Annotated in this window: 22 protein-coding genes and 1 pseudogene; 8 read left to right on the top strand and 15 right to left on the bottom strand. The window is 60.8% G+C overall.

Going from position 1 to position 22181, the window contains the following annotated elements:
- Together GR212_RS34535 and GR212_RS34530 are read right to left on the bottom strand one after the other, a co-directional pair.
- Positions 1-238, bottom strand: a pseudogene (locus GR212_RS34535) (HoxN/HupN/NixA family nickel/cobalt transporter); the annotation flags it as partial.
- A gap of 144 nt (positions 239-382) precedes the next feature.
- The gene (locus GR212_RS34530; protein ID WP_163994140.1) at positions 383-775 is read right to left on the bottom strand and encodes a rhodanese-like domain-containing protein; all 393 of its coding nucleotides are present in this window, start codon (positions 773-775) and stop codon (positions 383-385) included.
- A 65-nt stretch (positions 776-840) separates the two neighbouring features.
- Here GR212_RS34530 and ftrA point away from each other — a divergent pair, with 65 nt between their 5' ends.
- Positions 841-1878 (top strand): transcriptional regulator FtrA, encoded by a 1038-nt coding sequence (gene ftrA, locus GR212_RS34525; protein ID WP_163994138.1) that lies wholly within the window; start codon positions 841-843, stop codon positions 1876-1878.
- Here ftrA and GR212_RS34520 read toward each other — a convergent pair.
- The 4 genes from GR212_RS34520 to GR212_RS34505 form a co-directional block, all read right to left on the bottom strand.
- The gene (locus GR212_RS34520) at positions 1841-3469 is read right to left on the bottom strand and encodes a CTP synthase (protein ID WP_163994136.1); all 1629 of its coding nucleotides are present in this window, start codon (positions 3467-3469) and stop codon (positions 1841-1843) included. The genes ftrA and GR212_RS34520 overlap by 38 nt on opposite strands.
- Positions 3470-3611: 142 nt before the next feature.
- Positions 3612-4139: a preprotein translocase subunit SecG gene (gene secG, locus GR212_RS34515; protein WP_163994133.1), complete on the bottom strand. Its 528-nt coding sequence runs from the start codon at positions 4137-4139 to the stop codon at positions 3612-3614.
- 114 nt (positions 4140-4253) lie between these two features.
- Positions 4254-5024, bottom strand: a complete 771-nt coding sequence (gene tpiA / locus GR212_RS34510) for a triose-phosphate isomerase (RefSeq protein WP_163994131.1) — start codon at positions 5022-5024, stop codon at positions 4254-4256.
- Between the two features lie 138 nt (positions 5025-5162).
- A complete protein-coding gene (locus tag GR212_RS34505) occupies positions 5163-6059 on the bottom strand; it encodes a dienelactone hydrolase family protein (RefSeq protein WP_163994129.1) in 897 nt (298 codons plus the stop codon).
- 202 nt (positions 6060-6261) lie between these two features.
- Between GR212_RS34505 and parE the strand changes: the two genes are divergently transcribed.
- The 3 genes from parE (at position 6262) to GR212_RS34490 (ending at position 10923) form a co-directional block, all read left to right on the top strand.
- Positions 6262-8322: a DNA topoisomerase IV subunit B gene (gene parE, locus GR212_RS34500; protein ID WP_163994127.1), complete on the top strand. Its 2061-nt coding sequence runs from the start codon at positions 6262-6264 to the stop codon at positions 8320-8322.
- Between the two features lie 153 nt (positions 8323-8475).
- Positions 8476-9606: an esterase-like activity of phytase family protein gene (locus GR212_RS34495; protein WP_163994125.1), complete on the top strand. Its 1131-nt coding sequence runs from the start codon at positions 8476-8478 to the stop codon at positions 9604-9606.
- Between the two features lie 138 nt (positions 9607-9744).
- Positions 9745-10923 carry an AI-2E family transporter gene (locus GR212_RS34490; protein WP_163994123.1) on the top strand — a complete coding sequence of 393 codons (1179 nt, stop codon included), beginning with the start codon at positions 9745-9747 and terminating at the stop codon, positions 10921-10923.
- 8 nt (positions 10924-10931) lie between these two features.
- Here GR212_RS34490 and GR212_RS34485 read toward each other — a convergent pair whose 3' ends face one another.
- The 4 genes from GR212_RS34485 to GR212_RS34470 form a co-directional block, all read right to left on the bottom strand.
- Complete coding sequence (locus tag GR212_RS34485) at positions 10932-11396, bottom strand: GNAT family N-acetyltransferase (protein ID WP_163994121.1); 465 nt, start codon at positions 11394-11396, stop codon at positions 10932-10934.
- 34 nt (positions 11397-11430) lie between these two features.
- On the bottom strand, positions 11431-12585 hold the full coding sequence (locus GR212_RS34480; protein ID WP_163994146.1) for a DUF2336 domain-containing protein: 1155 nt from the start codon (positions 12583-12585) through the stop codon (positions 11431-11433).
- 112 nt (positions 12586-12697) lie between these two features.
- On the bottom strand, positions 12698-13303 hold the full coding sequence (locus GR212_RS34475) for a flavin reductase family protein (RefSeq protein ID WP_163994119.1): 606 nt from the start codon (positions 13301-13303) through the stop codon (positions 12698-12700).
- The gene (locus tag GR212_RS34470) at positions 13303-13890 is read right to left on the bottom strand and encodes a nitroreductase family protein (protein WP_163994117.1); all 588 of its coding nucleotides are present in this window, start codon (positions 13888-13890) and stop codon (positions 13303-13305) included. The genes GR212_RS34475 and GR212_RS34470 overlap by 1 nt, the downstream gene beginning before the upstream one ends.
- Positions 13891-14045: 155 nt before the next feature.
- Between GR212_RS34470 and GR212_RS34465 the strand changes: the two genes are divergently transcribed.
- Positions 14046-15113, top strand: a complete 1068-nt coding sequence (locus GR212_RS34465) for a hypothetical protein (protein ID WP_163994115.1) — start codon at positions 14046-14048, stop codon at positions 15111-15113.
- A gap of 80 nt (positions 15114-15193) precedes the next feature.
- On the opposite strand, the gene GR212_RS34460 is transcribed toward GR212_RS34465, so the two are convergent.
- The 5 genes from GR212_RS34460 to GR212_RS34440 form a co-directional block, all read right to left on the bottom strand.
- Positions 15194-16033: a lysophospholipid acyltransferase family protein gene (locus GR212_RS34460; protein ID WP_163994113.1), complete on the bottom strand. Its 840-nt coding sequence runs from the start codon at positions 16031-16033 to the stop codon at positions 15194-15196.
- Between the two features lie 144 nt (positions 16034-16177).
- On the bottom strand, positions 16178-18166 hold the full coding sequence (gene thrS / locus GR212_RS34455; protein WP_163994111.1) for a threonine--tRNA ligase: 1989 nt from the start codon (positions 18164-18166) through the stop codon (positions 16178-16180).
- A gap of 129 nt (positions 18167-18295) precedes the next feature.
- Positions 18296-18823 (bottom strand): DUF1697 domain-containing protein, encoded by a 528-nt coding sequence (locus GR212_RS34450; protein ID WP_163994144.1) that lies wholly within the window; start codon positions 18821-18823, stop codon positions 18296-18298.
- A gap of 5 nt (positions 18824-18828) precedes the next feature.
- Positions 18829-19251: a membrane protein insertion efficiency factor YidD gene (gene yidD / locus GR212_RS34445; RefSeq protein ID WP_163994109.1), complete on the bottom strand. Its 423-nt coding sequence runs from the start codon at positions 19249-19251 to the stop codon at positions 18829-18831.
- A gap of 15 nt (positions 19252-19266) precedes the next feature.
- On the bottom strand, positions 19267-19731 hold the full coding sequence (locus tag GR212_RS34440) for an iron-sulfur cluster assembly scaffold protein (RefSeq protein ID WP_348643597.1): 465 nt from the start codon (positions 19729-19731) through the stop codon (positions 19267-19269).
- Between the two features lie 289 nt (positions 19732-20020).
- Between GR212_RS34440 and folE the strand changes: the two genes are divergently transcribed.
- The 3 genes from folE to GR212_RS34425 all read left to right on the top strand — a co-directional run bounded on the left by folE (position 20021) and on the right by GR212_RS34425 (position 22176).
- On the top strand, positions 20021-20632 hold the full coding sequence (gene folE / locus GR212_RS34435) for a GTP cyclohydrolase I FolE (RefSeq protein WP_163994106.1): 612 nt from the start codon (positions 20021-20023) through the stop codon (positions 20630-20632).
- 25 nt (positions 20633-20657) lie between these two features.
- Entirely contained in the window at positions 20658-21107 is a 450-nt protein-coding gene (gene hisI / locus GR212_RS34430; RefSeq protein ID WP_163994104.1) for a phosphoribosyl-AMP cyclohydrolase, read from the top strand.
- Positions 21108-21213: 106 nt separating this feature from the next.
- Positions 21214-22176, top strand: coding sequence for a patatin-like phospholipase family protein (locus tag GR212_RS34425; protein WP_163994102.1), 963 nt, complete (start codon positions 21214-21216; stop codon positions 22174-22176).
- Positions 22177-22181: the final 5 nt, after the last annotated feature.

Here is a 22181-nt window from a genome sequence, read left to right as displayed (position 1 = left end):
TTTCCTGCATCAGCTTGCGCACGACGTTATCGATGGCGGCGATATGGTCGGCATCGAAGGCGTGGCGAAGCCCGAACATGTAGGCAAGCAGCGCGATGCCCAGAAGCGATGGCCTGTCGGCAAAGGCAGCCCAAGCCCAGATCCATGCGGCAATGTTGAAGACGATCAAAAGCGCAAAGCTAAAGGCGATCTTGGCTTTCGGCCGCTCGACGCCATCGTCAAATGGATTGAGGATCATACTTTTGTTCCCGTTATGCTTACTCGAAGAGTGCCACGGAAACGAAGGCGGCGCGACAGTCAAATGACGTAGGCGCCAAACTTCGCCGCACTGTCACAAAAATGAGCAAACCCGGCATGAGGCCGGGTCTGTCCTGTCGGTCTGCTAGGCTATTTCGAAGGGATAGCCCTCATCCGCCCAGCCGGTCACGCCGCCGATCATCACCTTCACGCGCTTGCCGAGCGTGCCCAGCCGCAAGGCCGCCTTGTCGGTGCCGTTGCAATGCGGGCCAGCGCAATAGACGACAAACAGCGTATCGTCCGGCCATTCCGCCATCTTGCGTGCGGTCATCTTGCCATGCGGCAGATTGATCGCGCCGGGAATATGCTGCTCCTGGAACAGGGCTGGGCCGCGAACATCGATCAGAACGAAATCGACATTGCCCGATAGCGTAGCCTGATGCACATCGGAGCAATCGGTCTCGAAGGCAAGCTTCCGGGCATAGTGTTCGGCGATGAGGTCCGGAGCTGCGGCGGGGATTTCACTGACGAGGGACATGGAGCACTCCTTGGTTGGTTCTGTGCATTCATGCCTGACCGATCTTGCTGTTGAAATTGGCCGTAATGCCATATAGCGTCAACATCATGCCAAACACTGATAGCCCCAATCTTCTCGGCCCACATGTCGTCACGCTTGTCTATGACGGGCTGTGTACGTTCGAATTCGGCATCGCCTATGAAATTTTCGGCCTGTCGCGCCCGGAGATGGGGAACGACTGGTATCGCTTTTCCGCCTGCGCGATCGAAGATGGTCCGCTCCGCGCCGCCGGCGGCCTCACGGTGCAGGCCGATTACGGACTTGAAGTCATGGCCGATGCCGATCTGATCGTCGTGCCCGGTTGGCGCGGCATCGGCACGCCTGTCCCCGCTCCGCTGATTGCCGAGTTGCAAGCAGCCAGTCGCCGCGGCGTGCGCATCATGTCATTATGCTCGGGCGTCGCGGTCCTTGCCGCCGCAGGGTTGCTCGCCGGCCGAAAGGCGACGACGCATTGGCGCTACGTCGATTCCATCGCGGCGCGCTATCCGGATATCACCGTCGATGCCGACGTTCTCTATGTCGATGAAGACAGCGTGCTGACCGCGGCCGGCAGCGCTGCCGCCATCGATCTCTGCCTGCATGTCGTGCGCCGGGATTTCGGACCAGACATCGCCAACAGCGTCGCGCGTCGGCTGGTGGTGCCGCCTCACCGTGAAGGCGGCCAGGCGCAATATATCGAGACGCCGGTTCTGAGGCAGCGCGAGGGAGCCCGCCTGGGGCCTTTGCTTGAGTGGATGCGCGAGCGCCTGCAGGAAGAACAGCCAATCGCCGCACTGGCGGCGCGGGCCGGCATGAGCATCCGGACTTTTCAGCGCCGCTTCGAGGCCACAACCGGCATGTCGCCGGGCGAATGGCTGTTGAGCGAGCGGCTGCGCCGCGCGCGCGATCTACTCGAAAAGCAGGCCGCCATTTCGTTGGACGATGTGGCTGTGGCGAGCGGATTTGGATCGCTCGCCACCATGCGCCATCATTTTCGGGAAAGGCTTGCGGTCAGCCCGAGCGACTACCGCAAGCGATTTACGGTCCTTAGACCAGCCGGCTCTGTTCCGTCGCCGCTTCGATGAAGCTGGAGAACAGCGGATGCGGCTCCAGCGGCCGGGATTTCAGCTCCGGATGGTACTGGACGCCGATGAACCACGGATGATCCGCATATTCGATCGTTTCCGGCAGGACGCCGTCCGGCGACATGCCCGAGAAGGTCAAGCCGCAATCTTCCAGCTTATCCTTGTAATCGATGTTGACCTCGTAGCGATGACGATGGCGCTCCGAAATATCGGTGGTGCCATAGATCTCCGAAATCTTCGTGCCCTTCTTCAGGGCTGCCTTGTACGCGCCGAGACGCATGGTGCCGCCGAGGTCGCCGGATGACGTGCGCTTCTGCAGCTCGTTGCCCTTCAGCCATTCGGTCATCAGGCCGACGACCGGTTCCGGCGTCGGTCCGAATTCTGTCGAAGAGGCATTCTCGACGCCGGCCAGATTGCGGGCCGCCTCGATGACGGCCATCTGCATGCCGAAGCAGATGCCGAAATACGGCACCTTGCGCTCGCGCGCGAAACGCGCGGCCAGGATCTTGCCTTCGGAACCGCGTTCTCCGAAGCCGCCCGGCACCAGGATGCCGTGAACCTTCTCGAGATAAGGTGCCGGATCTTCCTTTTCGAAGACCTCGGATTCGATCCACTCGAGATTGACCTTGACGCGATTGGCGATGCCGCCGTGATGCAGCGCCTCGATCAGCGACTTATAGGCATCCTTGAGGCCGGTATACTTGCCGACGATGGCGATCGTCACTTCGCCTTCCGGCGTGCGGATGCGGTTGCAGACCTCTTCCCAGTCTTCCAGGCGCGGCTTCGGAGCCGGCTCGATGCCGAAAGCGGCCAGCACTTCGTTGTCGAGGCCTTCCTTGTGATAGGCCATCGGCACGTCGTAGATGTTGGCGACGTCGAGCGCCTGGATGACGGCCGAAGGACGGACGTTGCAGAACAGCGAAAGCTTGCGGCGCTCCGCTTCGGGGATCTCGCGATCCGCGCGCACGAGCAGGATGTCGGGATGAATGCCGAGAGCCTGCAGTTCCTTGACGGAATGCTGTGTCGGCTTGGTCTTCAGCTCGCCGGCAGCCGGAATATAGGGCATCAGCGTCAGGTGAACGTAGATCGCCGTACCGCGCGGCAGATCGTTGCCGAGCTGGCGGATCGCTTCCATGAAAGGCATGGCTTCGATGTCGCCGACGGTGCCGCCGATCTCGCAGATGACGAAATCATAGTCGTCATTGCCTTCGATGACGAAATCCTTGATCTCGTTGGTGACGTGCGGAATGACCTGGACGGTGGCGCCCAGATAGTCGCCACGGCGTTCCTTGTCGATGATGTTCTTGTAGATGCGACCGGTGGTGATGTTGTCGGTCTTGGTGGCCGAGCGGCCGGTGAAGCGCTCGTAGTGGCCGAGATCGAGGTCGGTTTCCGCACCGTCGTCGGTGACGAAGACCTCGCCGTGCTGGGTCGGGCTCATGGTGCCCGGGTCCACGTTCAGATAGGGGTCGAGTTTGCGCAGGCGGACTCGATAACCACGAGCCTGCAACAACGCTCCGAGAGCCGCAGCCGCAATTCCTTTTCCGAGGGAAGAAACCACGCCGCCTGTGATGAATACATATCGCGCCATGGGAGTCACCGGATACCTTTTAACAAATGATTCCGCTAGCCCTAAAATTCGTTTCCGGAATTTTGGACGCACAAGGCGGAATATAGACAAAACAAAACCGGCAGATCCGAGGACCTGCCGGGGATGATCTTTACGACCAGGCTTACTTGCCGGTCGGAACGTCGCCGCTCTGGGCGGGCGCAGTCGTGGTGGCTGCCGGCGCGGTCTGCTGACCGATCGCAGCCGGAGCCTGCTGCGCAGGTGCGGCAGCAGCGGGCTGATTCGTCGTGGCGGGCGGCGTCGCCTGCGACTGCGGAGCGACGGCTCCGCTGTTCGGAACGCCGCTGTTGTCGGCCGGCTTCGGCTGACCGTTCGCCGGTGCGGCGCCGTTCTGGCCGCCGAGCGAATCGAGAATGCCGTTGCCCTGGCCGGCCGTGCTCGGAATGCGGTTGAGAATATCGGTCGGGCGTGCTTCGAAACGCGACAGCACATTCATGCCGAGCGCGAGTATGAAGAACAGCGCAGCCAGGATGGCCGTGGTGCGCGTCAGCGCGTTGGCCGTACCACGCGCGGACATGAAGCCCGATCCCCCGCCTATGCCGAGGCCGCCGCCTTCGGAGCGCTGAATCAGCACCACGCCGATAAGGGCGACGACAACCATGAGATAGATGACAAGCAGTACGGTTTGCATAGGTCCAGTCCTGCCCGCGGGCGGGCATCAAAAACAAAAGCTTGCGGCTCTTTACATGAGGCTCTCGCCTATTCCAAGCCCTTTTAAGGATGGAATTCCGGGCAAGGTGCTGCTTCAGGCGAACTGCGGTTCGAATGCGGCATAAATGGCGAGGAAGTCGGCGGCTTTCAAGCTCTGGCCGCCGACAAGAACACCATTGACGTGCGGAACCTCCAGAAGGTCGCGTGCATTGGCGCCGCTGACCGATCCGCCATAGAGGATTCGCATGTTTGCGCCCTCCTTGCCGAAGCGCTCGATGAGTTCCGCGCGGATGAAGGCATGTGCCTCATCCACATTCTCTCGCGTCGGCACGACGCCCGTGCCGATCGCCCAGACCGGCTCGTAGGCGACCACGGTCGTTTCCGCCGTTGCGCCATCGGGAATGGAGCCTATGAGCTCCCGCTTCAGCACATCGAGCGTCTGGCCGCTGTTGCGCTCATAGGCCGTTTCGCCGATGCAGATGATGGCGATGAGCCCGGCATCGAGCGCGGCCTGAGCCTTGGCACGCACCAGCATATCGCTTTCCGCGTGGTTCCTGCGCCGCTCGGAATGGCCGACGATGACGTGGGTGCCGAAGCAGTCCGCGATCATCTCCGCCGAAATATCACCCGTATGGGCGCCGCTGACCTGCTGATGGCAATCCTGCGCGCCGATCGCGAGCGGGCTGTCGTCGCAAAGCGCGGTGGCGACATAGAGCAAGGTGGCCGGGGGGCAGAGCAGCGTATCGATTTTCTCGGACAACGGCGTCTTGACGCCATCCGCGATCGCCTTGATCTGATCCAGGCTCGCACGCGTACCGTTCATCTTCCAGTTTCCGGCCAGAAGCGGCCGCATGGTATTCGTCATTCCGGTTGTCTCCCCCTATTTCATCAGTCGGACTAACAAAAAGGAGGAGGAAAGGAAAGTTATCGATTGAAGCCGAAGCCGGTTCAAATCGTTTGAAAAATGCTTATCCGGAAAATAAATCCGATCTTCTCGCAGCTTTCACGACGCTTGCGGATCGACGATCCAGTTGAGCACCTTGCGCCAATCGGTCATGCGCACCGGCGTTCCGTGGTTGCCGGTTTCGAAAAGCGTGAAGCGCGTCGGATAGTGCGCCTTGTAGAGTTTCTCGAACAAGGCTTCCTGGTCGGCCGCCGCATAGACCGGATCCTTGCTGCCATGCGTGAACCAGAGCGGCAGCTTCGCCTTGTAGAAGGCGCTCTTCGTGAAATCCGGATCGGTGACGCCGCTCAGGATCGCCATGCCCTTCAGGCGCTTGACGCTTTCGGCGTCGCGGGTGATGCCCCAGCAGATGAAGCTGCCCATGGACGCGCATGTCAGGATGACGGGCTTGCCGCCGGACTGTTCGGAGGAATAGCGGATCAGCGCGGCGATATCGGCGACGCCGTTGCTGTCGAAGCCCTTGACGCTCGGCGCATAATAGGTGCCGCCATTTCCATAGGCGAGGTTCTTTAGCCGGTTGAAATTGCCGCCGAACGTATAGTCGTTGGAGCCGAGCCGCCGGTCGCCGCCCCGACCGTGGATGAAGATGACGGTAAAGGCCTGCTTCGATGCGGGACCGATGCGGGTGACATCGACCTTGCGGTCGCCAAGCTGAAGCGTCTCGTCTTCCTGCGCCTTCCAGCGTACGCCTGTGTCGACATAGGCCGGTTTGACGCGCTTCTCCGGGATTTGGTCGCGGCCGTTGATATCCCGCATTTCCTGGTAGTCGATGGTCTGGAATGCGCCGTTGTCGTGACTTTCGATGACCGTCTGGTTGGAAAACAGCTCGTCCTTGAAGGGTTTGAGCATATCGGCGGCAGCGTCCTGAATGGTCGCCAGCAGCAGAATGCCCGATATTGCGGACAGGATAGGCAAATGAGCTGTGGACATTCGCATGCGGATAGTTCCTCTGATCGGCCATCGGGCTTGCCATTCGTCACCCGGCAACGCAAATCTCTTCATCAATTCGCCGTTCTCGGGCGCCATCGCTCTTGTGCGCCGTTTCTGGCAGAATCACGGTGATTCGCGAATAGCCGCGATAAATGCGACAATAACGGGGTTTGGCCCCTCCAGGACAAATCTGGCAGTTTGAAGTTCTATGGATAACAGCAAAGATCTCTTCTCCGAACTACCCCGCTCGCCGAAACCGGAAGCAGCGGTAAAGCCTGCCGTGAAGGCTGAAAAGCCCGCGGCCGCACCGGTGCGCGCGGTTCCGACGACGTCTTCGGCCGAGGAATATGGCGCGAGCTCCATTCGCGTTCTCGAGGGGCTCGAGCCGGTTCGCATGCGTCCGGGCATGTATATCGGCGGCACGGACGAGAAGGCGCTGCACCACCTTTTCGCCGAAGTCATCGACAACGCCATGGACGAGGCGGTGGCGGGTCATGCCAACTTCATCGAGGTTTATCTCGATCAGCAGGGATATCTGACCGTCACGGACAACGGTCGCGGCATTCCTGTGGAAAACCACCCGCAGGTGCCGGGTAAGTCCACGCTCGAAGTCATCATGACGAAACTGCATGCTGGCGGCAAATTCGACGGCAAGGCCTATGAGACGTCGGGCGGCCTGCACGGCGTCGGCGTATCGGTCGTCAACGCGCTGTCGGATGATCTGGAAGTCGAGGTGGCCCGTAACCGCAAGCTTTATCGCCAGCGATTTTCGCGCGGCCTGCCGGTCGGCGGCCTCGAAGAGCTGGGCGATGTGCATAACCGTCGCGGCACGCGCGTCCGCTTCCATCCCGATCCGCAGATCTTCGGCGATCACGCCCGCTTCGATCCGGCCCGCGTCTTCCGCATGGCCCGCTCCAAGGCCTATCTGTTCGGCGGCGTCGAGATCCGCTGGAGCTGCGATCCGGAGCTGGCGCCCGAAGGCGCCGATGTTCCCGAAAAAGCGGTCTTCCATTTCCCGGGCGGCCTGAAGGACTACCTCAAGGCGACGATGGGCAACGAGTTCACCGTCACCCGCGAGATTTTTGCCGGCAAGTCGGAGAAGGAAAGCGGTCACGGCTCGCTGGAATGGGCGATCACCTGGTATGGCGGCGACCCGCAGATCCACTCCTATTGCAACACGATTCCGACTCCCGAAGGCGGTACGCACGAAGCCGGTTTCCGCATTGCCCTGACCAAGGGCCTGAAGAACTACGCCGACCTCACGCAAAACAAGCGCGCGGCCAACATCACGACGGACGACGTGATGATTTCCGGCGTCGGCATGTTGTCGATCTTCATCCGCGAGCCTGAATTCGTCGGTCAGACAAAGGACAGGCTTGCGACGGTCGAAGCACAGCGCATCGTTGAAAACGCTCTGCGCGATCCTTTCGATCACTACCTCACGGACAATCCTGCCGAAGCCGAAAAGCTGCTGGAATGGGTGATCGAGCGCTCCGAGGAGCGCATGCGCCGCCGCAAGGAAAAGGAAGTCAATCGCAAGACGGCCGTGCGCAAGCTGCGCCTGCCCGGCAAGCTGGCGGATTGTTCGCAGAACGTCGCCGAAGGTGCAGAACTGTTCCTCGTCGAGGGCGATTCGGCAGGTGGATCGGCCAAGCAGGCGCGAAACCGCACGAACCAGGCAATCCTGCCGCTGCGCGGCAAGATCCTCAACGTCGCGAGCGCGGGCCGCGAAAAGCTTTCCGCCAATCAGCAGATTACCGACCTCGTCCAGGCGCTCGGTTGCGGCACGCGCACGAAATATCGCGAGGAAGATCTTCGCTATCAACGCATCGTCGTGATGACCGATGCCGACGTCGACGGCGCCCACATTGCATCGCTCCTCATCACCTTCTTCTATCAGGAGATGCCCGAGTTGGTGCGGCAGGGCCACCTGTTTCTGGCAGTGCCGCCGCTCTACAAAATCACACAGGGATCGAAATCCATCTACGCTCGCGACGATGCCCATCGCCAGGAGCTGATGGCGACGGAGTTCAAGGGCAAGGGCAAGGTCGAGATCAGTCGCTTCAAAGGTCTCGGCGAAATGCTGCCTGCCCAGCTCAAGGAAACGACGATGGATCCGTCCAAGCGCACCCTACTGCGCGTCGAGATCGACGAGGTGGATTTCGAAGGCACGCGCGATGCCGTCGACAATCTGATGGGCACCAAGGCCGACGCCCGCTTCCGCTTCATTCAGGAACGGGCAGCCTTCGCCGAGGATCTGGATATCTGACGGCTTAGCAACCGAAGATTGCCGCAGCCGGCGGTCTTCGCGATATTTTACCGGATTGTCCGGCATCCGTTACGAAGGCGTCATGGATGGATGTGTAGATGGCGGCATTGTTTTGAACGCCGCCTTTTCACAATCCGGGTTGACGATTTTGCCATGTTGAAGCCATTTCTGACGACTGCCGCCGTTCTCCTGTTCGGCCAGGCTGCCCATGCGCTGGATATCGGGGCGACCATCGACGTGCCCTGCCCCTTTGGCGACTGCAAGGCGGGTATCAGCCTCTCCTATCTCGGTACTTACGATATTCCCACTGGCTTCATGGAGAATGGAGTGGAGGTCGGCGGCCTCTCGGGCATCGACTTCGACCCTTCCACCGGCCGTTATATCGCGATCAGCGACGATCGTTCCGAAAAGGCGCCTGCCCGCTTCTACGATCTCGAAATCGATATCGATGCCAGCGGACTGAAGGGTGTCACGATTGTCGATCACATCACGCTGAAGGACAGGAACGGCCAGCCTTTCGCGGTCAAGACGGTGGATGGCGAAGCCATCCGCCTCGGCAAGGATGGCATCTATTGGACCAGCGAAGGCGACGGCAAGGCGCTGCTGCCTCCCTTGGTGCGTGTCGCCAATCGCGATGGCAGCTTCGTTCGCGAGTTTCCCTTGCCGGCGGGTTTCGCTCCGACGGCAGACAAGAGCACAGGCATTCGCGACAATCTGGCGTTCGAAGGCCTGACGTTTCTGTCTGATGGCGACATGCTGGTTGGCACGGAATCGGCGCTCTATCAGGATGGACCTGTCACGACACTGACGGGCGGCGCGCTCGCGCGCCTCATCCGCTATGACGCGGTGACAGGCAATCAGAAGGCGCAATATGTCTATCCGATCTCGCCGATCCCGCAGGCGCCATCCACGGCCATCGGCTGGAACGACTTCGGCCTGTCGGAGATCCTGGCGCTCGATGACCGTCACCTGCTGTCGATCGAGCGCGGCTACGCACAAGGCGTCGGCAATTCCGCGATAATCAGCATGTTCGACCTCGATGGCGCCACCGATGTCGCGGATATCCCGTCGCTTGCGAAGGCCGACCAGCGTATCGTTCCGGTGCGCAAGACACAGATAATGGATCTGCGTGCGCTGGGGCTCGCCCCGGACAACATCGAAGGTATTACCTTCGGCAAGGCGAAGGATGGCACGGATCTATTGGTCATGGTGGCTGACAATAATTTCAATCCCACACAGAAAACCCAGTTTTTTGCCTTCAAGATTATCCGTCGACCGCTCTGACAACCTTGCTCCCGCCGGTATCGCAGTCGTGTTATTGTCACGGGACCTGAATAAGAAGCTTTGGACCGTCGCTCTTGAAACGGCCAAGATCATACCCCATAACCGGTTGATCTATAAAAGAGGGGTGAAGTAAGTCCGGTGGGTGTATTTGAACGTCAAAAGCCGAAGGAGCATCGGTGGCTCGGGTCCAGCGCGCATGCGCGCCTGCCGCTGATACCATCCATTTCAGCTGCGCGTTGGCTGCTGATCCTGATTGCCATTGCGGGCATCTATTTCTTCTACGGCTTTCTCGTTCCCGTTCTGGCCGCTGCCGTGATCGGCTTCGCCACTTGGCCGCTCTACAACGATATCGTGCGCCGCACCGGCGGAAACACGACGCTTGCCGCCACTATCGCCATTGCGTTCATCGTCACGTTTCTGGTCTTGCCGATCGTTCTTTCCGCCATCTACATGGCCGGTGAGGTACGTGAATGGTTCGGCTGGGCTGTGCATGTGAATCGTGAAGGCGCGCCGCCGCCGCAGTGGATTCTGGCTTTGCCCGTCATCGGCTCGTGGCTCGGTGACCAGTGGACGCAATATGTCGGCAGCCCCGGCTCGCTGGGCGAGCTGGCGCAGCTCGTGAGCGGCGCCCATATCGGCAATATCTACCGGGCGGTGCTCGCAGCCGGCGGCGGGGCGTTCCATGTCGTCCTGACCTTGCTGTTCATGCTGATCGCTCTGTTTTTCATCTATCGCGACGGCTCGACATTCGTTCGGCAGGTCGATCTGCTCGGCGAGCGCATCCTTCCCAATCGCTGGGAGCGGATTTCCCGCGTCGTGCCGGCGACGATCAGCTCGACCGTCATGGGCATGACGCTGATTGCCATCGGCGAAGGCATCGTTCTCGGCGTCGCCTATTGGATCGCCGGCGCACCATCAGCGATCACGCTTGGCGTCCTCACGGGTGTCATGGCCCTGGTGCCGGGTGGCGCCCCGCTGTCCATGTCGCTCGTCTCGATCTATCTCATCGCCAGCGGTTCGCTCTGGGCAGGCATCGCCCTCTTCCTCTGGGGCACCATCGAGCTTTTCATCGTCGACAAGACGCTTCGTCCGAAGCTTGTCGGCGGCCCGATCAAGCTGCCCTTCCTGCCGACTTTCTTCGGCCTGGTCGGCGGCGTGAAGACCATGGGTTTCCTCGGCCTGTTCATCGGTCCGGTGCTGATGGCGATCATCGTCGCCATCTGGCGTGAATGGATTCGCGAGGCGGAATTGACCGAAGAGCTTCAGGCGCAGGAACCGGAACTGCAATTGCATGTTCGGGACGCTGCCGAGCGCTGATCCCTCGCCTACGCCTTTCCCAGCCGTTTTTCCATGAAAAGGCTGAGCGGGTCGGGCTTGTAGCTGCCGAAGGCCGGGATTTCGGCGTAGCCGAATTTCCGGTAGAGGCCGATTGCTTCCGGTTGGTATATGCCGGTTTCCAGCCGTATGGCAGCAAGGTTTCTTTCAAGCGCCGCTGCTTCGAGCGTTTCCATCAGTTTGCGCGCGACGTTGCGTCCCCTGGCGGCGGGGTCGACGAACATCCGCTTGATCTCCGCAGTGCCGTCACCCGCGTCCACCAGGGCGCAGCACCCGACGATCGCTCCTTCCAGCCTGGCGACCCAGAAGGTCACGTCCGGCTTCTCCAGCGAGGCCAGGTCGAGGATATGGTTGCTTTCAGGCGGATAGAGCGATTCCGCATAGGCGCTCGACATGTCCAGAAGACGGATGACGCCTTCCTGGCGCGGGGATTCGATTGATATCGTCAGTGACATGATGAACCTCGGAAAACAGGACGCCGGCTGGATATCACGCGGCGGCGAGCGTCGCGAGTGCCGCGAAGCTGCGTGCGGCCTGCCGCCGTTCGGCATTCGCAAGCTTCTCCACCATGTCGAGCAGCTGCATCGCAGCGGCAGGCGGTTGCTCCGCAAGGCGGAATTTCCGCATCAGCCGCGAGGAAACGTTCTCCAGCAAGGCAGTGCCGTTCTTGCGGGTGGCTTCACGCCAGATCATCGTCGCCTCGACGAAGATCGTGCTGACATCTCTCGATAGTCCGGCATCTTCATAGAGCGCGCGGATGGCATAGACGCGGCCCCTGGAAATGATCGAGCGCACGCGCCGCTCATCGCAGCCGGAAAGATTGGTGATCGCACAGGCGAAGAAATCGACCTTGCCCGAGCATAGCGCGTGCATCAGGAAAGCCGGCGTCAGCCAGCCGCTTTGCCTGAGATGCTCGACCAGATCGGGTAGTTGTTCGTGCTGCGCCGTTCCTGCAATGGCAACCGTCGCCGATTCGGTCGCCTCGCGCGTCACCTGCTGCAGTCGGCCGCTGCCGATGACGGTCTGCACGAGCGCGGAGCCCGACAGCGCTTCGCTGACCCGGCGCATCAGCAGGTGCCTGACGTCCGAAGAGAGCGCATCCCGCGAAAGAAGCAGTCCGCGTATATCGGCGCAATCGCCCAGACGCTCTGCGATGCGTTTCAGCGAGGCCTGGGAAAGGAGCGCCCCATCGTTCTCAAGCAGGCACAGGATTTCGATCTCTCCGCCGATCTCGGCAAGTGCCGCGCAGACAGCGCGCGGCACCTCCCCGCGGGAGGCGATCAGCACCCGCGTCACGTCGCTGCCATGCAGCGCCAGATCGACAAGGTCGGCATCGGTGAATACGGGCGACAACAGGATGATCTGCCCGGCAATCTCGGGCTGATCCTCGGCAAGGGAGAGAATGACGTTGCGCGGCGTGCTGGCCGAGCGGGCGACCGCCTCGGCAAGAGCCAGCCGCACGCGCGGGGACGGGTCATCGAGCAGATAGGTCATCGCCATCTCCGCAGCCGCGCGCTCTTCCGCCGGCATCTCCGATTGCAGATAGGCTCTGCCGAGCGCGTTGGCCGCCCTGGCTCTGCTTTCTGCCTTGGCGGTCTCAGCCCAGCGAAGGAATGCTTCTATGATCACGTAACGCCCCGATATCGACGAGGCGATTCCAGCCCCGCAAACTCATATTCACCACGCTATCGGGGAAAGGTTAACGGGACGTTTACCTTGCTTATTAACCTTTCGCATATCGACGCCAAAGGCCCCTTCAGGGAGCCTTTGGCCGCATCATCTCGAAGACGTCGCTGCCCTCGCTGTAATCCATGTAGCCCATGCGGGCGACAGGCCGTGCCAGCGCCATATCGAGCCTGCCGTCACGAATGATCGTTTCGTCGATATGGATACCGACGACCTGGCCAATGACCATGATGTTGTCGGAGGGTTCGCCATCAAGCCCTTTCGGCTCCAGCACTTCCGTCACCCGGCATTCGAGGGCTGCAAAGGCCTCGCCGACGTAGGGCGCATCGACCAACCGGCCGGGCACGGCCGTCAGTCCGGCCAGTTCGAATTCGTTGACGCCATAGGGAACGGCAATCGAGGAATGGTTCATCTTTTCCACGATATGGCGACTGACGAGATTGGCCGTGAAAACGCCCGTCTCCTCGACATTGCGAACGCTGTCCTTTCGGCCGGCCGACGAGAACATCACCAGCTTCGGCCGATCGCTCACGGCGTTGAAAAAGGAATAGGGAGAGAGATTCAGGGAGCCGTCCCTGCCCTTGCTGCCGATCCAGCCGATCGGCCTCGGCGCGATAATGGCCTTGAAAGGATCGTGCGCCAGCCCGTGACGATTGCTATCCGTCGTGTAGAACATCACGCGTCCTCGCCGCCGACCCAGGTCACGGTTTCGGAGAGTTCCGGCCGCGGACGCTCGACGGGCGGGAAGGTCGTCGAACCGATATGGATGAAGCCTGCCACCTTCTCGCCCGGCTGGACGCCAAGCAGCGGATAGGCGCGCTCGTCAAAGGCAAACCACTCGGTCAGCCAATTGGAGACCCAGCCATGGGCGTTGGCGGCGATCAGCAAATTCAGGCAAAGCGCGCCGGCCGACATCAGCTGTTCCCATTCCGGAATCTTGAAATGCGGCGCGGCGGTGCTGACAACCGCAACGACGACAGGCGCGCGGGTGAAGCGGGTCCGCTCGACCTGGATCATTTCTTCGGAAAGATCGGGCCTCACTTCCAGCGCAAGCTTCAGCAGCTCCTCGCCGATGCGCGCACGCTCCTCGCCGCGATAGACGATGAAGCGCCATGGCGCGAGCTTGCCGTGATCCGGTACGCGCGAAGCCAGCCGGAGAATCTCCTCGATTTCAGCCTTTTCCGGGCCTGGCTCCGACATTTGGAACGCGGGGATCGATCGGCGCACAGCGAGATAGTCGACCAGCTTGATATCGGTTTTCATTGATGGACTGCCTTCATTTTGGCTTATGGGAGGATGTAGGTCTTGAATTTGCCACTGCATTGGTTTTGAAGTGGCGTGTGTTTTATCGGAAGTCAATCGGTTGGGTATCCATGTCAGGCATTTCATCCGCTCTCCGATTGAGCGCAGTTTTTGCGATGCTCGCGAGCCTGGGTACGACCGCCTCCGCGCAGGAAGCCTTTAAGGAATTCAAGCAGCTGGACGGCAGCGTGAAGATGCCGAAGCTCAACGCCTTTGTCGCGCCCGACGGTGAGAATTCTCCGGCCCGAACCCTGCGCGACGTTTTCCTCGAGGCCAAGATGACGCCCCAGAGCAGCCCGCAGCAGCAGGGCCTTTCCTGGTATGTCTTCAGCCCGATTGCCGGCGCCGATGGCAAGCTGCCGCTGGTTGCCAGTTCGCGGGGTGGCTCTGCCTCCTTCCACCTTCAGCCAGGCGATTACTTCGTCAACGTTTCCTTCGGCCGCGCCGGCGTTACCAAGAGGCTGAGCGTGCCGGAAACCGGCGATACGCAAAAGCAGACGATGGTCCTCGATGCGGGCGGAATGGTTTTGAATGCCGTTTCCGGATCGGACGTCCGAATCCCGCCGAACGAGCTGAGCTTCTCGATCTATTCGAGCGAGGCGAAGGAAGACGGCGAACGCGGTCTCGTCATGGACGACGTCAAGCCGAACACGCTGGTCGGTCTCAGTGCCGGCACCTATCACATCGTTTCCGAGTATGGAGACGTCAATGCCGTCATCCGCGCCGATATCCAGGTGGAAGCCGGCAAGGTGACGCAGGCGACCATCCAGCACAGGGCGGCAAAGATCACCCTCAAGCTGGTGTCCGACGCCGGCGGCGAGGCGATCGCCGATACCGCCTGGTCGATCCTGACGTCCGCGGGAGATATCGTCGGGGAAAGCGTCAGCGCCTTTCCGACCATGGTGCTTGCCGAAGGCCGCTACACCGCCGTCGCCCGCAACAAGGACAAGATCTATCAGCGCGATTTCACAGTTGCCGCAGGCGTGAATACGGACGTGGAAGTGCTGATGAAGGAACAGCAGCCGCAGGATGCCGACGACGAACAGCCGGCCCGCCAGCTTCCGATCCAGATGCCGCCGATGCGCCAGAGCCAGACGCCGCCCGCGACCATCAATCAGCAGCCGCTGCCGACCTATGAGCAATTGGCGCCCTCCGGCGGCGACGAAGGCGAAAGCATGGATTGACGATGGCGCGCTTGCGGCCGCCAGCTCAAGCCGGCGAAGCAGTCACCGCTCGTCGACAGCGAACTCTACACTCTTCCCGCTCATCCGGCCTTGCGGCGCAGCATCCGTCTCGGCGGCGCCATCGAGAAGACCGCACCATATAGTTTCGACAGCAGATCCTTGCGATCGCTGCCTTCGCTGAGCGCTTCCCAGCTTCTCAATGCGCCGATATGGGCTGTGATGGTGCTGCCGGAAAGACGCCGGAATTCCCGGATCAGCAGCGAAATGCGCAGGGTCATCGAGATCCGGCTCGCCAGATGGAACAGCCGACCGTTCTGCCCTTCGAAATAGATGGGAATGACACTGGCGCGCGCGGCCTGAATGAGCTTGGCGGGAAACATTTTCCAAGGCAGATCTTCCGCCCTGCCAAAACCCTTCTTTGCCGTTGCGACGCCGCCGGCGGGAAAGACGATGATGGTCGTGCCTTCCTTGAGAAGGCGGACGGCCTCATGCCTGGTCTTCATATTGATCGCCATCGCGTCCTTGGTTTCCTCGAAAGAAACCGGAAGCGAATAGTCGAGCATTTCCGGCACCTTCAACAATTCGTTGTTGATGAGGACCTTGAAGGGACGGCCGAGCTGCTCGGCAAGCGCCATCACCGCGATCCCGTCGCCGATGCCATAGGGATGATTGGCGACGATGACGATCGGCGCTTCGGGAATCTGGCTCGGCGGCCACTCGCCCTTGATCAGCAGGCGCACGTCGATGAGATCGAGCATCTTGCCGAAGACCCGTTCGCTCTTGCCGACGATATCGGTGCGCCAGATATCGTAGAGCCGTGCGTACCGATCTCGGCCGGAAAGGCCCTCGATGGAGCGGATGAACCAGCGCTTGATACGCGGGTCCCGTTCATTGGCGTAGGATAATTCTTTGAATTCCAAGTGCGCGACGGGGCTGCCCCGCTCCTATGGTTCAGTTGCGTCCCATGCCGCAACCACAGCAACGCGTTGATTCATCAACTATATGAAAGCTTTATGTCAGTTCTCTGACGGCACCCTGAAGGTGCCGTCAGATTTGGGTTGCCGTCAAGCGGCCTTGGCGCGCCGCGCTGCGCGCTTGCGCAGGATGTCTGGTGCCGTCGCCTCCAGAGAAAGCGATGCGATGGCCTCGTCGAGCGACATGGACGTCTGCGACTGGCTGCCGAGGCGACGGATATTGACCGAACGCTCCTCCGCTTCCTTCTTGCCGCAGACGATGATCACCGGAACCTTCGTCACCGAATGCTCGCGGATCTTGTAGTTGATCTTCTCGTTGCGGAAGTCGGTCTCCACGGTGAGACCGGCATCGCGCAGTGCTTCGGCAACCTCTTCGCCATAGGCATCGGCTTCGGAGGTAATGGTGGCCACGACGACCTGCAGCGGCGAGACCCACAGCGGCATGTGGCCGGCGAAGTTCTCGATCAGGATGCCGAGGAAGCGTTCCATCGAACCGCAGATGGCGCGATGGATCATGACGGGCTGCGTCTTTTCCGAATGCTGGTCGATGTAGAACGCGCCGAAACGCTCCGGCAGGTTGAAGTCGACCTGCGTCGTGCCGCACTGCCATTCACGGCCGATGGCATCCTTGAGCGTATATTCGAACTTCGGTCCGTAGAACGCGCCCTCGCCCGGCAGGATGCCGGTCTTGATGCGTCCCTCGGACTGCGCCTCGATGGTTTTCAGCACATCCGTCATCACGCTTTCGGCGCGATCCCAGAGTTCGTCGGAACCGACGCGCTTTTCCGGGCGGGTGGACAGCTTGACGACGATCTCCTTGAAGCCGAAATCCTGATAAACGGACAGGATCAGATCGTTGATCTTCAGGCACTCGGCGGCCATCTGCTCGTCGGTGCAGAAGATATGCGCGTCATCCTGCGTGAAGCCGCGCACACGCATCAGGCCATGCAACGCGCCCGACGGCTCGTAGCGATGAACCGCACCGAATTCCGCAAGGCGGATCGGCAGTTCGCGGTAAGACTTCAAGCCATGCTTGAAGATCTGGATATGGCCAGGGCAGTTCATCGGCTTCAGCGCGAAGACGCGGTCGTCGTCCGTATCGTCGCCGGCGACGGTGACCTTGAACATGTTGTCACGATACCAGCCCCAGTGACCCGAGGTCTCCCAAAGCGACTTGTCGAGCACCTGCGGCGCGTTGACTTCCTGATAGTCGCCCTCCAGCCGGCGGCGCATGTAGGACACCAGCGTCTGGAACATGCGCCAGCCCTTGCCATGCCAGAAGACGACGCCGGGGCCTTCTTCCTGGAAATGGAACAGGTCCATTTCGCGGCCGAGACGGCGATGGTCACGCTTCTCGGCTTCGGCCAGGATGTGCAGATAGTTGTCGAGATCCGCCTGCTCGGCGAATGCCGTGCCGTAGATGCGGGTCAGCATCGGATTGTTGCTGTCGCCGCGCCAATAGGCACCGGCAACCTTCATCAGCTTGAAGGCATTGCCGATCTGGCCGGTGGAGGCCATATGCGGGCCGCGGCAGAGGTCGAACCAGTCGCCCTGGTAATAGATCTTCAGATCCTGGCCTTGAGGGATGGCATCGACCAGTTCAACCTTGTAGTTTTCGCCTTTGGCGGCGAACACTTCCTTGGCCTTCTCGCGCGACCAGACTTCCTTGGTGAAAGGCTTGTTGCGCTGAATGATCTCGCGCATCCGCTTCTCGATGACCGGCAGGTCGTCGGGCGTAAAGGGCTCGTTCTTGGCAAAGTCGTAGTAGAAGCCGTTTTCGATGACCGGACCGATGGTCACTTGCGTTCCCGGCCATAGCTCCTGCACGGCTTCGGCGAGAACGTGGGCAGTGTCGTGGCGGATCAGTTCCAGCGCGCGATCGTCTGCCCGGGTGATGATCTCGATCTTGCCGTCCGATACCGGATCGGACAGGTCGCGCACCGTGCCGTCGATAGCAATGGCGACGGACTTCTTAGCCAGCGACTTTGAAATGGATTCGGCGACATCGCGACCGGTCGTGCCGGCAGCGAAGCTGCGCACGGAACCATCGGGAAATGTCAGGGAAACAGATTGGGACATCGATATTCTCCTTGTCCAGTCCCGCCAACGAATGCGGGTGGTTTCGAAAGGTGAGCAGTAAGTAAATTCTGACTGACTGCTCGCGCGCCTGATAGCGGCATTTCGCATTCTAGTAAAGGAAAAGCGGCATTAAGACCGGATCATCTCGGTCAAACCGCGCACCGTGTTCCAGTTCCGCATCGTTCCGATGCCAAGCCGCTTCGTCGTCAGGGCCGGCAACAACTTCGTCTCGCTGGCCTTGAGACCGAAATCGATCCAGAGATCGCCGCCGACAATAGCCATTCGCTCGCCCTGACGATATTTCGCAAGTACTTCGAGAATCCGGGGCTCCAGCGGCTGACGCATGACGCGAATGGCGACCTCGCTGCCCATGCCATCGACAAAGGGATTGCCTTCGGCAAGTTTCAGCCATGTCTCGGCGTCCCGCACGACGATGTCGACATGCTTGCCGAACGCTTTGACAAAACCAGCTTCGAGTTGCGCTTCGATAGAAGCAATCGACCGCTTCTCGCTCTCGAAAACGAGATTGCCGGTCGCAACAAGCGTGCGGGCGTTGCGAAAGCCAAGCCCTTCCGCCATCGCCTTGAGATCACTCATCACAACCCTGCGTCCGGCGCCAAGCACGATGCTGTGGAGCAGCGCCACGTAGAGAGCCATGCGGATCAGGCTGCCTTCCGGCCGAGACGGAAGTAGCGCCAGGGCGTCCACCAATGGTATCGGCGCTCCAGCTCGCCGGGCACCGGATCGAGCCCGCTGGTGCCTCCCGGTCCGCAGCGCGCGACGCGAAACAGCGTCATCCAGCCGCCGGCCCAAAGCCCGTGGCGGGCGACGGCCTCATAGCCGTATTCCGAGCAGGTCGGGATATGGCGGCAGGAATTGCCGATGAAGCCGGAAAGCGTGAGCTGATACAGGCGAATGAGGCCCATGCCGAAAAGCCGGTCCGGTGTCTTGCGGAAAGGGCCGGTATAGTTGCGCGATCTGATCGCCCTGCCTCCGGCCGGTGACGTGTCGCGCCGCGCTCGCTTGGAAGGAGCAGCGCCGCCCTCGTCTTCATCATCATCCTGCATGAGACAGAATTGGCACATTGCCCGAAGCTCCGGTCAGACAGCTTCAGCGGTCTTGGCGTTGCCGCCCGTCCGCGCTGCCTCGATCTGCCCGATCGCATCGACGACGGCATCGAATGTCAGCATGGTCGACGCATGGCGCGCCTTGTAATCCCGAACGGGCTTCAGGTAGCGCATGTCCTCGAAGCGCCCGTGCGGCCCTTCACCGTCGGCCTTGAGCATGGCCAGTATATCTTCCCGAGCCTTTCGCACTTCGTCCGCCGAAGCGCCCACCACATGGCGGGCCATGATCGAGGACGAGGCCTGACCCAGCGCGCAGGCCTTGACGTCATGGGCAAAATCGGTCACCACGTCGCCGTCCATTTTCAGCCAGATTTTTACGCGAGAACCGCACAGTCTGGAATGGGCCTGGGCACTGGCATCGGCGTCGGAAAGACTGCCGATACGTTCGATATTGCCGGCAAACTCCAGGATTTTGCTGTTGTATATGTCGTCCATCACAGATTTTGCTCCGATGCCCCCGTTTTGCGTTTCGTAACAAAAAACACAGCGTGTCCGTTTAGGACACTTTCACAGGGACAATGCCATACTATATGTATGTCGTTCGAAGACCATCGAAATGCAATGGTCTTCTGTAAGTTTGATGGGAAACCGTGCAGGACGGCAGGCTTGTCCGCCAGCCAGAACGCCCCGGAGCCCGCCAAAGGTACGAAATCTCCGCGCTTCGGAGAATGCCAGTGGCGAGTCCGACAGATGATATCCGCTTAGCGGGTCAGGAGATCCACAGGTAATGGACGCCATTGTAAAGAACTTTCCGCAAGCCGTTGATTCCGAACGCCCCTCACAGAAGGAAGCCGAGGACGCAGTTCGCGTTCTGCTCCGCTGGGCGGGCGACGATCCGCAGCGCGAAGGCCTGCTGGATACGCCGGCGCGCGTTGCCAAGGCCTACCGCGAGCTCTTCTCCGGTTACGATTTGAACCCCGAGGACGTACTCGGCCGCACCTTCGAAGAGGTTTCCGGCTATGATGACATCGTCCTCGTGCAAGATATTCCGTTTTTCTCGCATTGCGAACACCACATGGTGCCGATCATCGGCAAGGCGCACGTCGCCTACCTGCCGAACGGCCGCGTGCTCGGGCTCTCCAAGATCGCCCGTGTCGTCGATATTTTCGGTCGCCGCCTGCAGACTCAGGAAGCGATGACGGCGCAGATCGCCAATGCAATCGACGATACGCTGCGTCCGCGTGGTGTCGCCGTCATGATCGAAGCCGAGCATATGTGCATGGCCATGCGCGGCGTGCAGAAGCAGGGCTCCTCGACGCTGACGATGACGTTCACGGGTGCCTTCAAGGCCGATCCGGCCGAGCAGGCCCGTTTCATGTCTTTGGTCCGGGGCCGCTGACCGGGCTTCAACGAAAGAGCCGGAGATGAATTTGATTTTCAACGCGCCTTCCGAGGACAAATCCGAGCTGGAAGATGCGGGCGATTTCACGCCCCGCTTCGACGATCGCGGCCTGATTACCGCGATCGTGACCGACGCGCATGACGGCGAACTGCTGATGGTCGCGCATATGAATGCCGAAGCTCTTGCGCTGACGATCAAGACAGGCACGGCGCATTATTTCAGCCGTTCCCGCGGAAAACTCTGGAAGAAGGGCGAAACCTCCGGAAATCTGCAGGCGGTGAAGGAAATCCGTACCGATTGCGATCAGGATGCCATCTGGCTGAAAGTCGAGGTCGCCGGACATGATGCGACGTGCCATACTGGTCGTCGTTCCTGTTTCTACCGTACGGTCGAGCTCGAAGACGGCAAGCCGATGCTGAGCGTGGTCGACGATCACCTGCATTTCGATCCGGAAGAAGTTTACAAACAGTAGACTTATCGGCGAAGTGCTCGAAGAAGCTACAACCAGTATACGATTTGGAAACGAAAAAGGGACAGTATTTTAGCTGAGGCATACTAGGCCTCGGAGGAGGCCTTACATGCTGAATTGGGGGTTGAATCGTCATACTGGCGGACAGAACTCGACCGGTTCAGGCCCTTCGCAGGATACGTCCAGCCCGCTTATCCCTCCCGCTCCGCCCAAGAAGGTCAAGATTGCGCTGGCGCTTGGTGGCGGCGCTGCGCGCGGCTGGGCGCATATCGGCGTTCTGCGCGCCCTCGACGAGGCAGGCATCGCCGTCGGCATGATCGCGGGCACATCGATCGGCGCCTTGGTTGGCGGTTGCTATCTTGCCGGCAAGCTCGACGAGCTGGAGGCTTTTGCCCGCTCGCTCACGATGCGCCGCATCGCCAGCCTTCTCGATCTCACCATCGGCGGCAGCGGCCTGTTCGGCGGCATGCGGCTGACCAAGCGCATGCAGGAGCACCTGGAAGGACTTTCGATCGAGGATCTCGACCGTCCTTTCGTGGCCGTCGCATCGGAGCTGAATACCGGCCATGAGGTCTGGATCGCCAACGGTTCGCTGATTACGGCGCTCAGGGCGTCCTATGCCCTGCCCGGCATTTTCGAACCGGTTCGGAGCAACGGTCGCACCCTGGTCGATGGCGCTCTCGTCAATCCCGTGCCGGTTTCCGTATGCCGGTCCTATGAGCAGCCGCTCGTCGCGGCGGTCAATCTGCACTATGACCTTTTCGGCCGCTCGGCCGTGGTCAAGCATAGCGTCGGCCAGCCGAACGGCGATTTGTTGCGTCGTGACGATACGGCACCCATGAAGCTCGGCATGACCGGCGTCATGGTGCAGGCCTTCAACATCATACAGGACAGGATCGCGCGCGCCCGTCTGGCCGGCGATCCGCCGGATCTCGCACTGCATCCGCGTCTGAGCGATATCGGTCTTTCGGAGTTCCATCGCGCTGGCGAGGCCATCGAGCGCGGCTATGAAGAGGCTTTGACGAGATTGCCGGAAATCCGGCGCATGCAGGAAACCTACGCACGCCTATAGCGCCG

It is taken from the genome of Martinezella lusitana (assembly GCF_010668395.1).
Lineage (GTDB): Bacteria > Pseudomonadota > Alphaproteobacteria > Rhizobiales > Rhizobiaceae > Rhizobium > Rhizobium lusitanum_A.
The sequence above is the reverse complement of the archived record's forward strand: the minus strand, read 5'-3'. Positions and strand labels throughout refer to the sequence as shown.

What these genes read in the sequence shown, in the direction of transcription:
- GR212_RS34530 (WP_163994140.1), bottom strand. Translation starts at nt 775, where the DNA reads ATGTCCCTCGTCAGTGAAATCCCCGCCGCAGCTCCGGACCTCATCGCC.
- ftrA (WP_163994138.1), top strand. Translation starts at nt 841, where the DNA reads ATGCCATATAGCGTCAACATCATGCCAAACACTGATAGCCCCAATCTT.
- GR212_RS34520 (WP_163994136.1), bottom strand. Translation starts at nt 3,469, where the DNA reads ATGGCGCGATATGTATTCATCACAGGCGGCGTGGTTTCTTCCCTCGGA.
- secG (WP_163994133.1), bottom strand. Translation starts at nt 4,139, where the DNA reads ATGCAAACCGTACTGCTTGTCATCTATCTCATGGTTGTCGTCGCCCTT.
- tpiA (WP_163994131.1), bottom strand. Translation starts at nt 5,024, where the DNA reads ATGACGAATACCATGCGGCCGCTTCTGGCCGGAAACTGGAAGATGAAC.
- GR212_RS34505 (WP_163994129.1), bottom strand. Translation starts at nt 6,059, where the DNA reads ATGCGAATGTCCACAGCTCATTTGCCTATCCTGTCCGCAATATCGGGC.
- parE (WP_163994127.1), top strand. Translation starts at nt 6,262, where the DNA reads ATGGATAACAGCAAAGATCTCTTCTCCGAACTACCCCGCTCGCCGAAA.
- GR212_RS34495 (WP_163994125.1), top strand. Translation starts at nt 8,476, where the DNA reads ATGTTGAAGCCATTTCTGACGACTGCCGCCGTTCTCCTGTTCGGCCAG.
- GR212_RS34485 (WP_163994121.1), bottom strand. Translation starts at nt 11,396, where the DNA reads ATGTCACTGACGATATCAATCGAATCCCCGCGCCAGGAAGGCGTCATC.
- GR212_RS34475 (WP_163994119.1), bottom strand. Translation starts at nt 13,303, where the DNA reads ATGTTCTACACGACGGATAGCAATCGTCACGGGCTGGCGCACGATCCT.
- GR212_RS34470 (WP_163994117.1), bottom strand. Translation starts at nt 13,890, where the DNA reads ATGAAAACCGATATCAAGCTGGTCGACTATCTCGCTGTGCGCCGATCG.
- GR212_RS34465 (WP_163994115.1), top strand. Translation starts at nt 14,046, where the DNA reads ATGCTCGCGAGCCTGGGTACGACCGCCTCCGCGCAGGAAGCCTTTAAG.
- thrS (WP_163994111.1), bottom strand. Translation starts at nt 18,166, where the DNA reads ATGTCCCAATCTGTTTCCCTGACATTTCCCGATGGTTCCGTGCGCAGC.
- GR212_RS34450 (WP_163994144.1), bottom strand. Translation starts at nt 18,823, where the DNA reads ATGGCTCTCTACGTGGCGCTGCTCCACAGCATCGTGCTTGGCGCCGGA.
- yidD (WP_163994109.1), bottom strand. Translation starts at nt 19,251, where the DNA reads ATGTGCCAATTCTGTCTCATGCAGGATGATGATGAAGACGAGGGCGGC.
- folE (WP_163994106.1), top strand. Translation starts at nt 20,021, where the DNA reads ATGGACGCCATTGTAAAGAACTTTCCGCAAGCCGTTGATTCCGAACGC.
- hisI (WP_163994104.1), top strand. Translation starts at nt 20,658, where the DNA reads ATGAATTTGATTTTCAACGCGCCTTCCGAGGACAAATCCGAGCTGGAA.
- GR212_RS34425 (WP_163994102.1), top strand. Translation starts at nt 21,214, where the DNA reads ATGCTGAATTGGGGGTTGAATCGTCATACTGGCGGACAGAACTCGACC.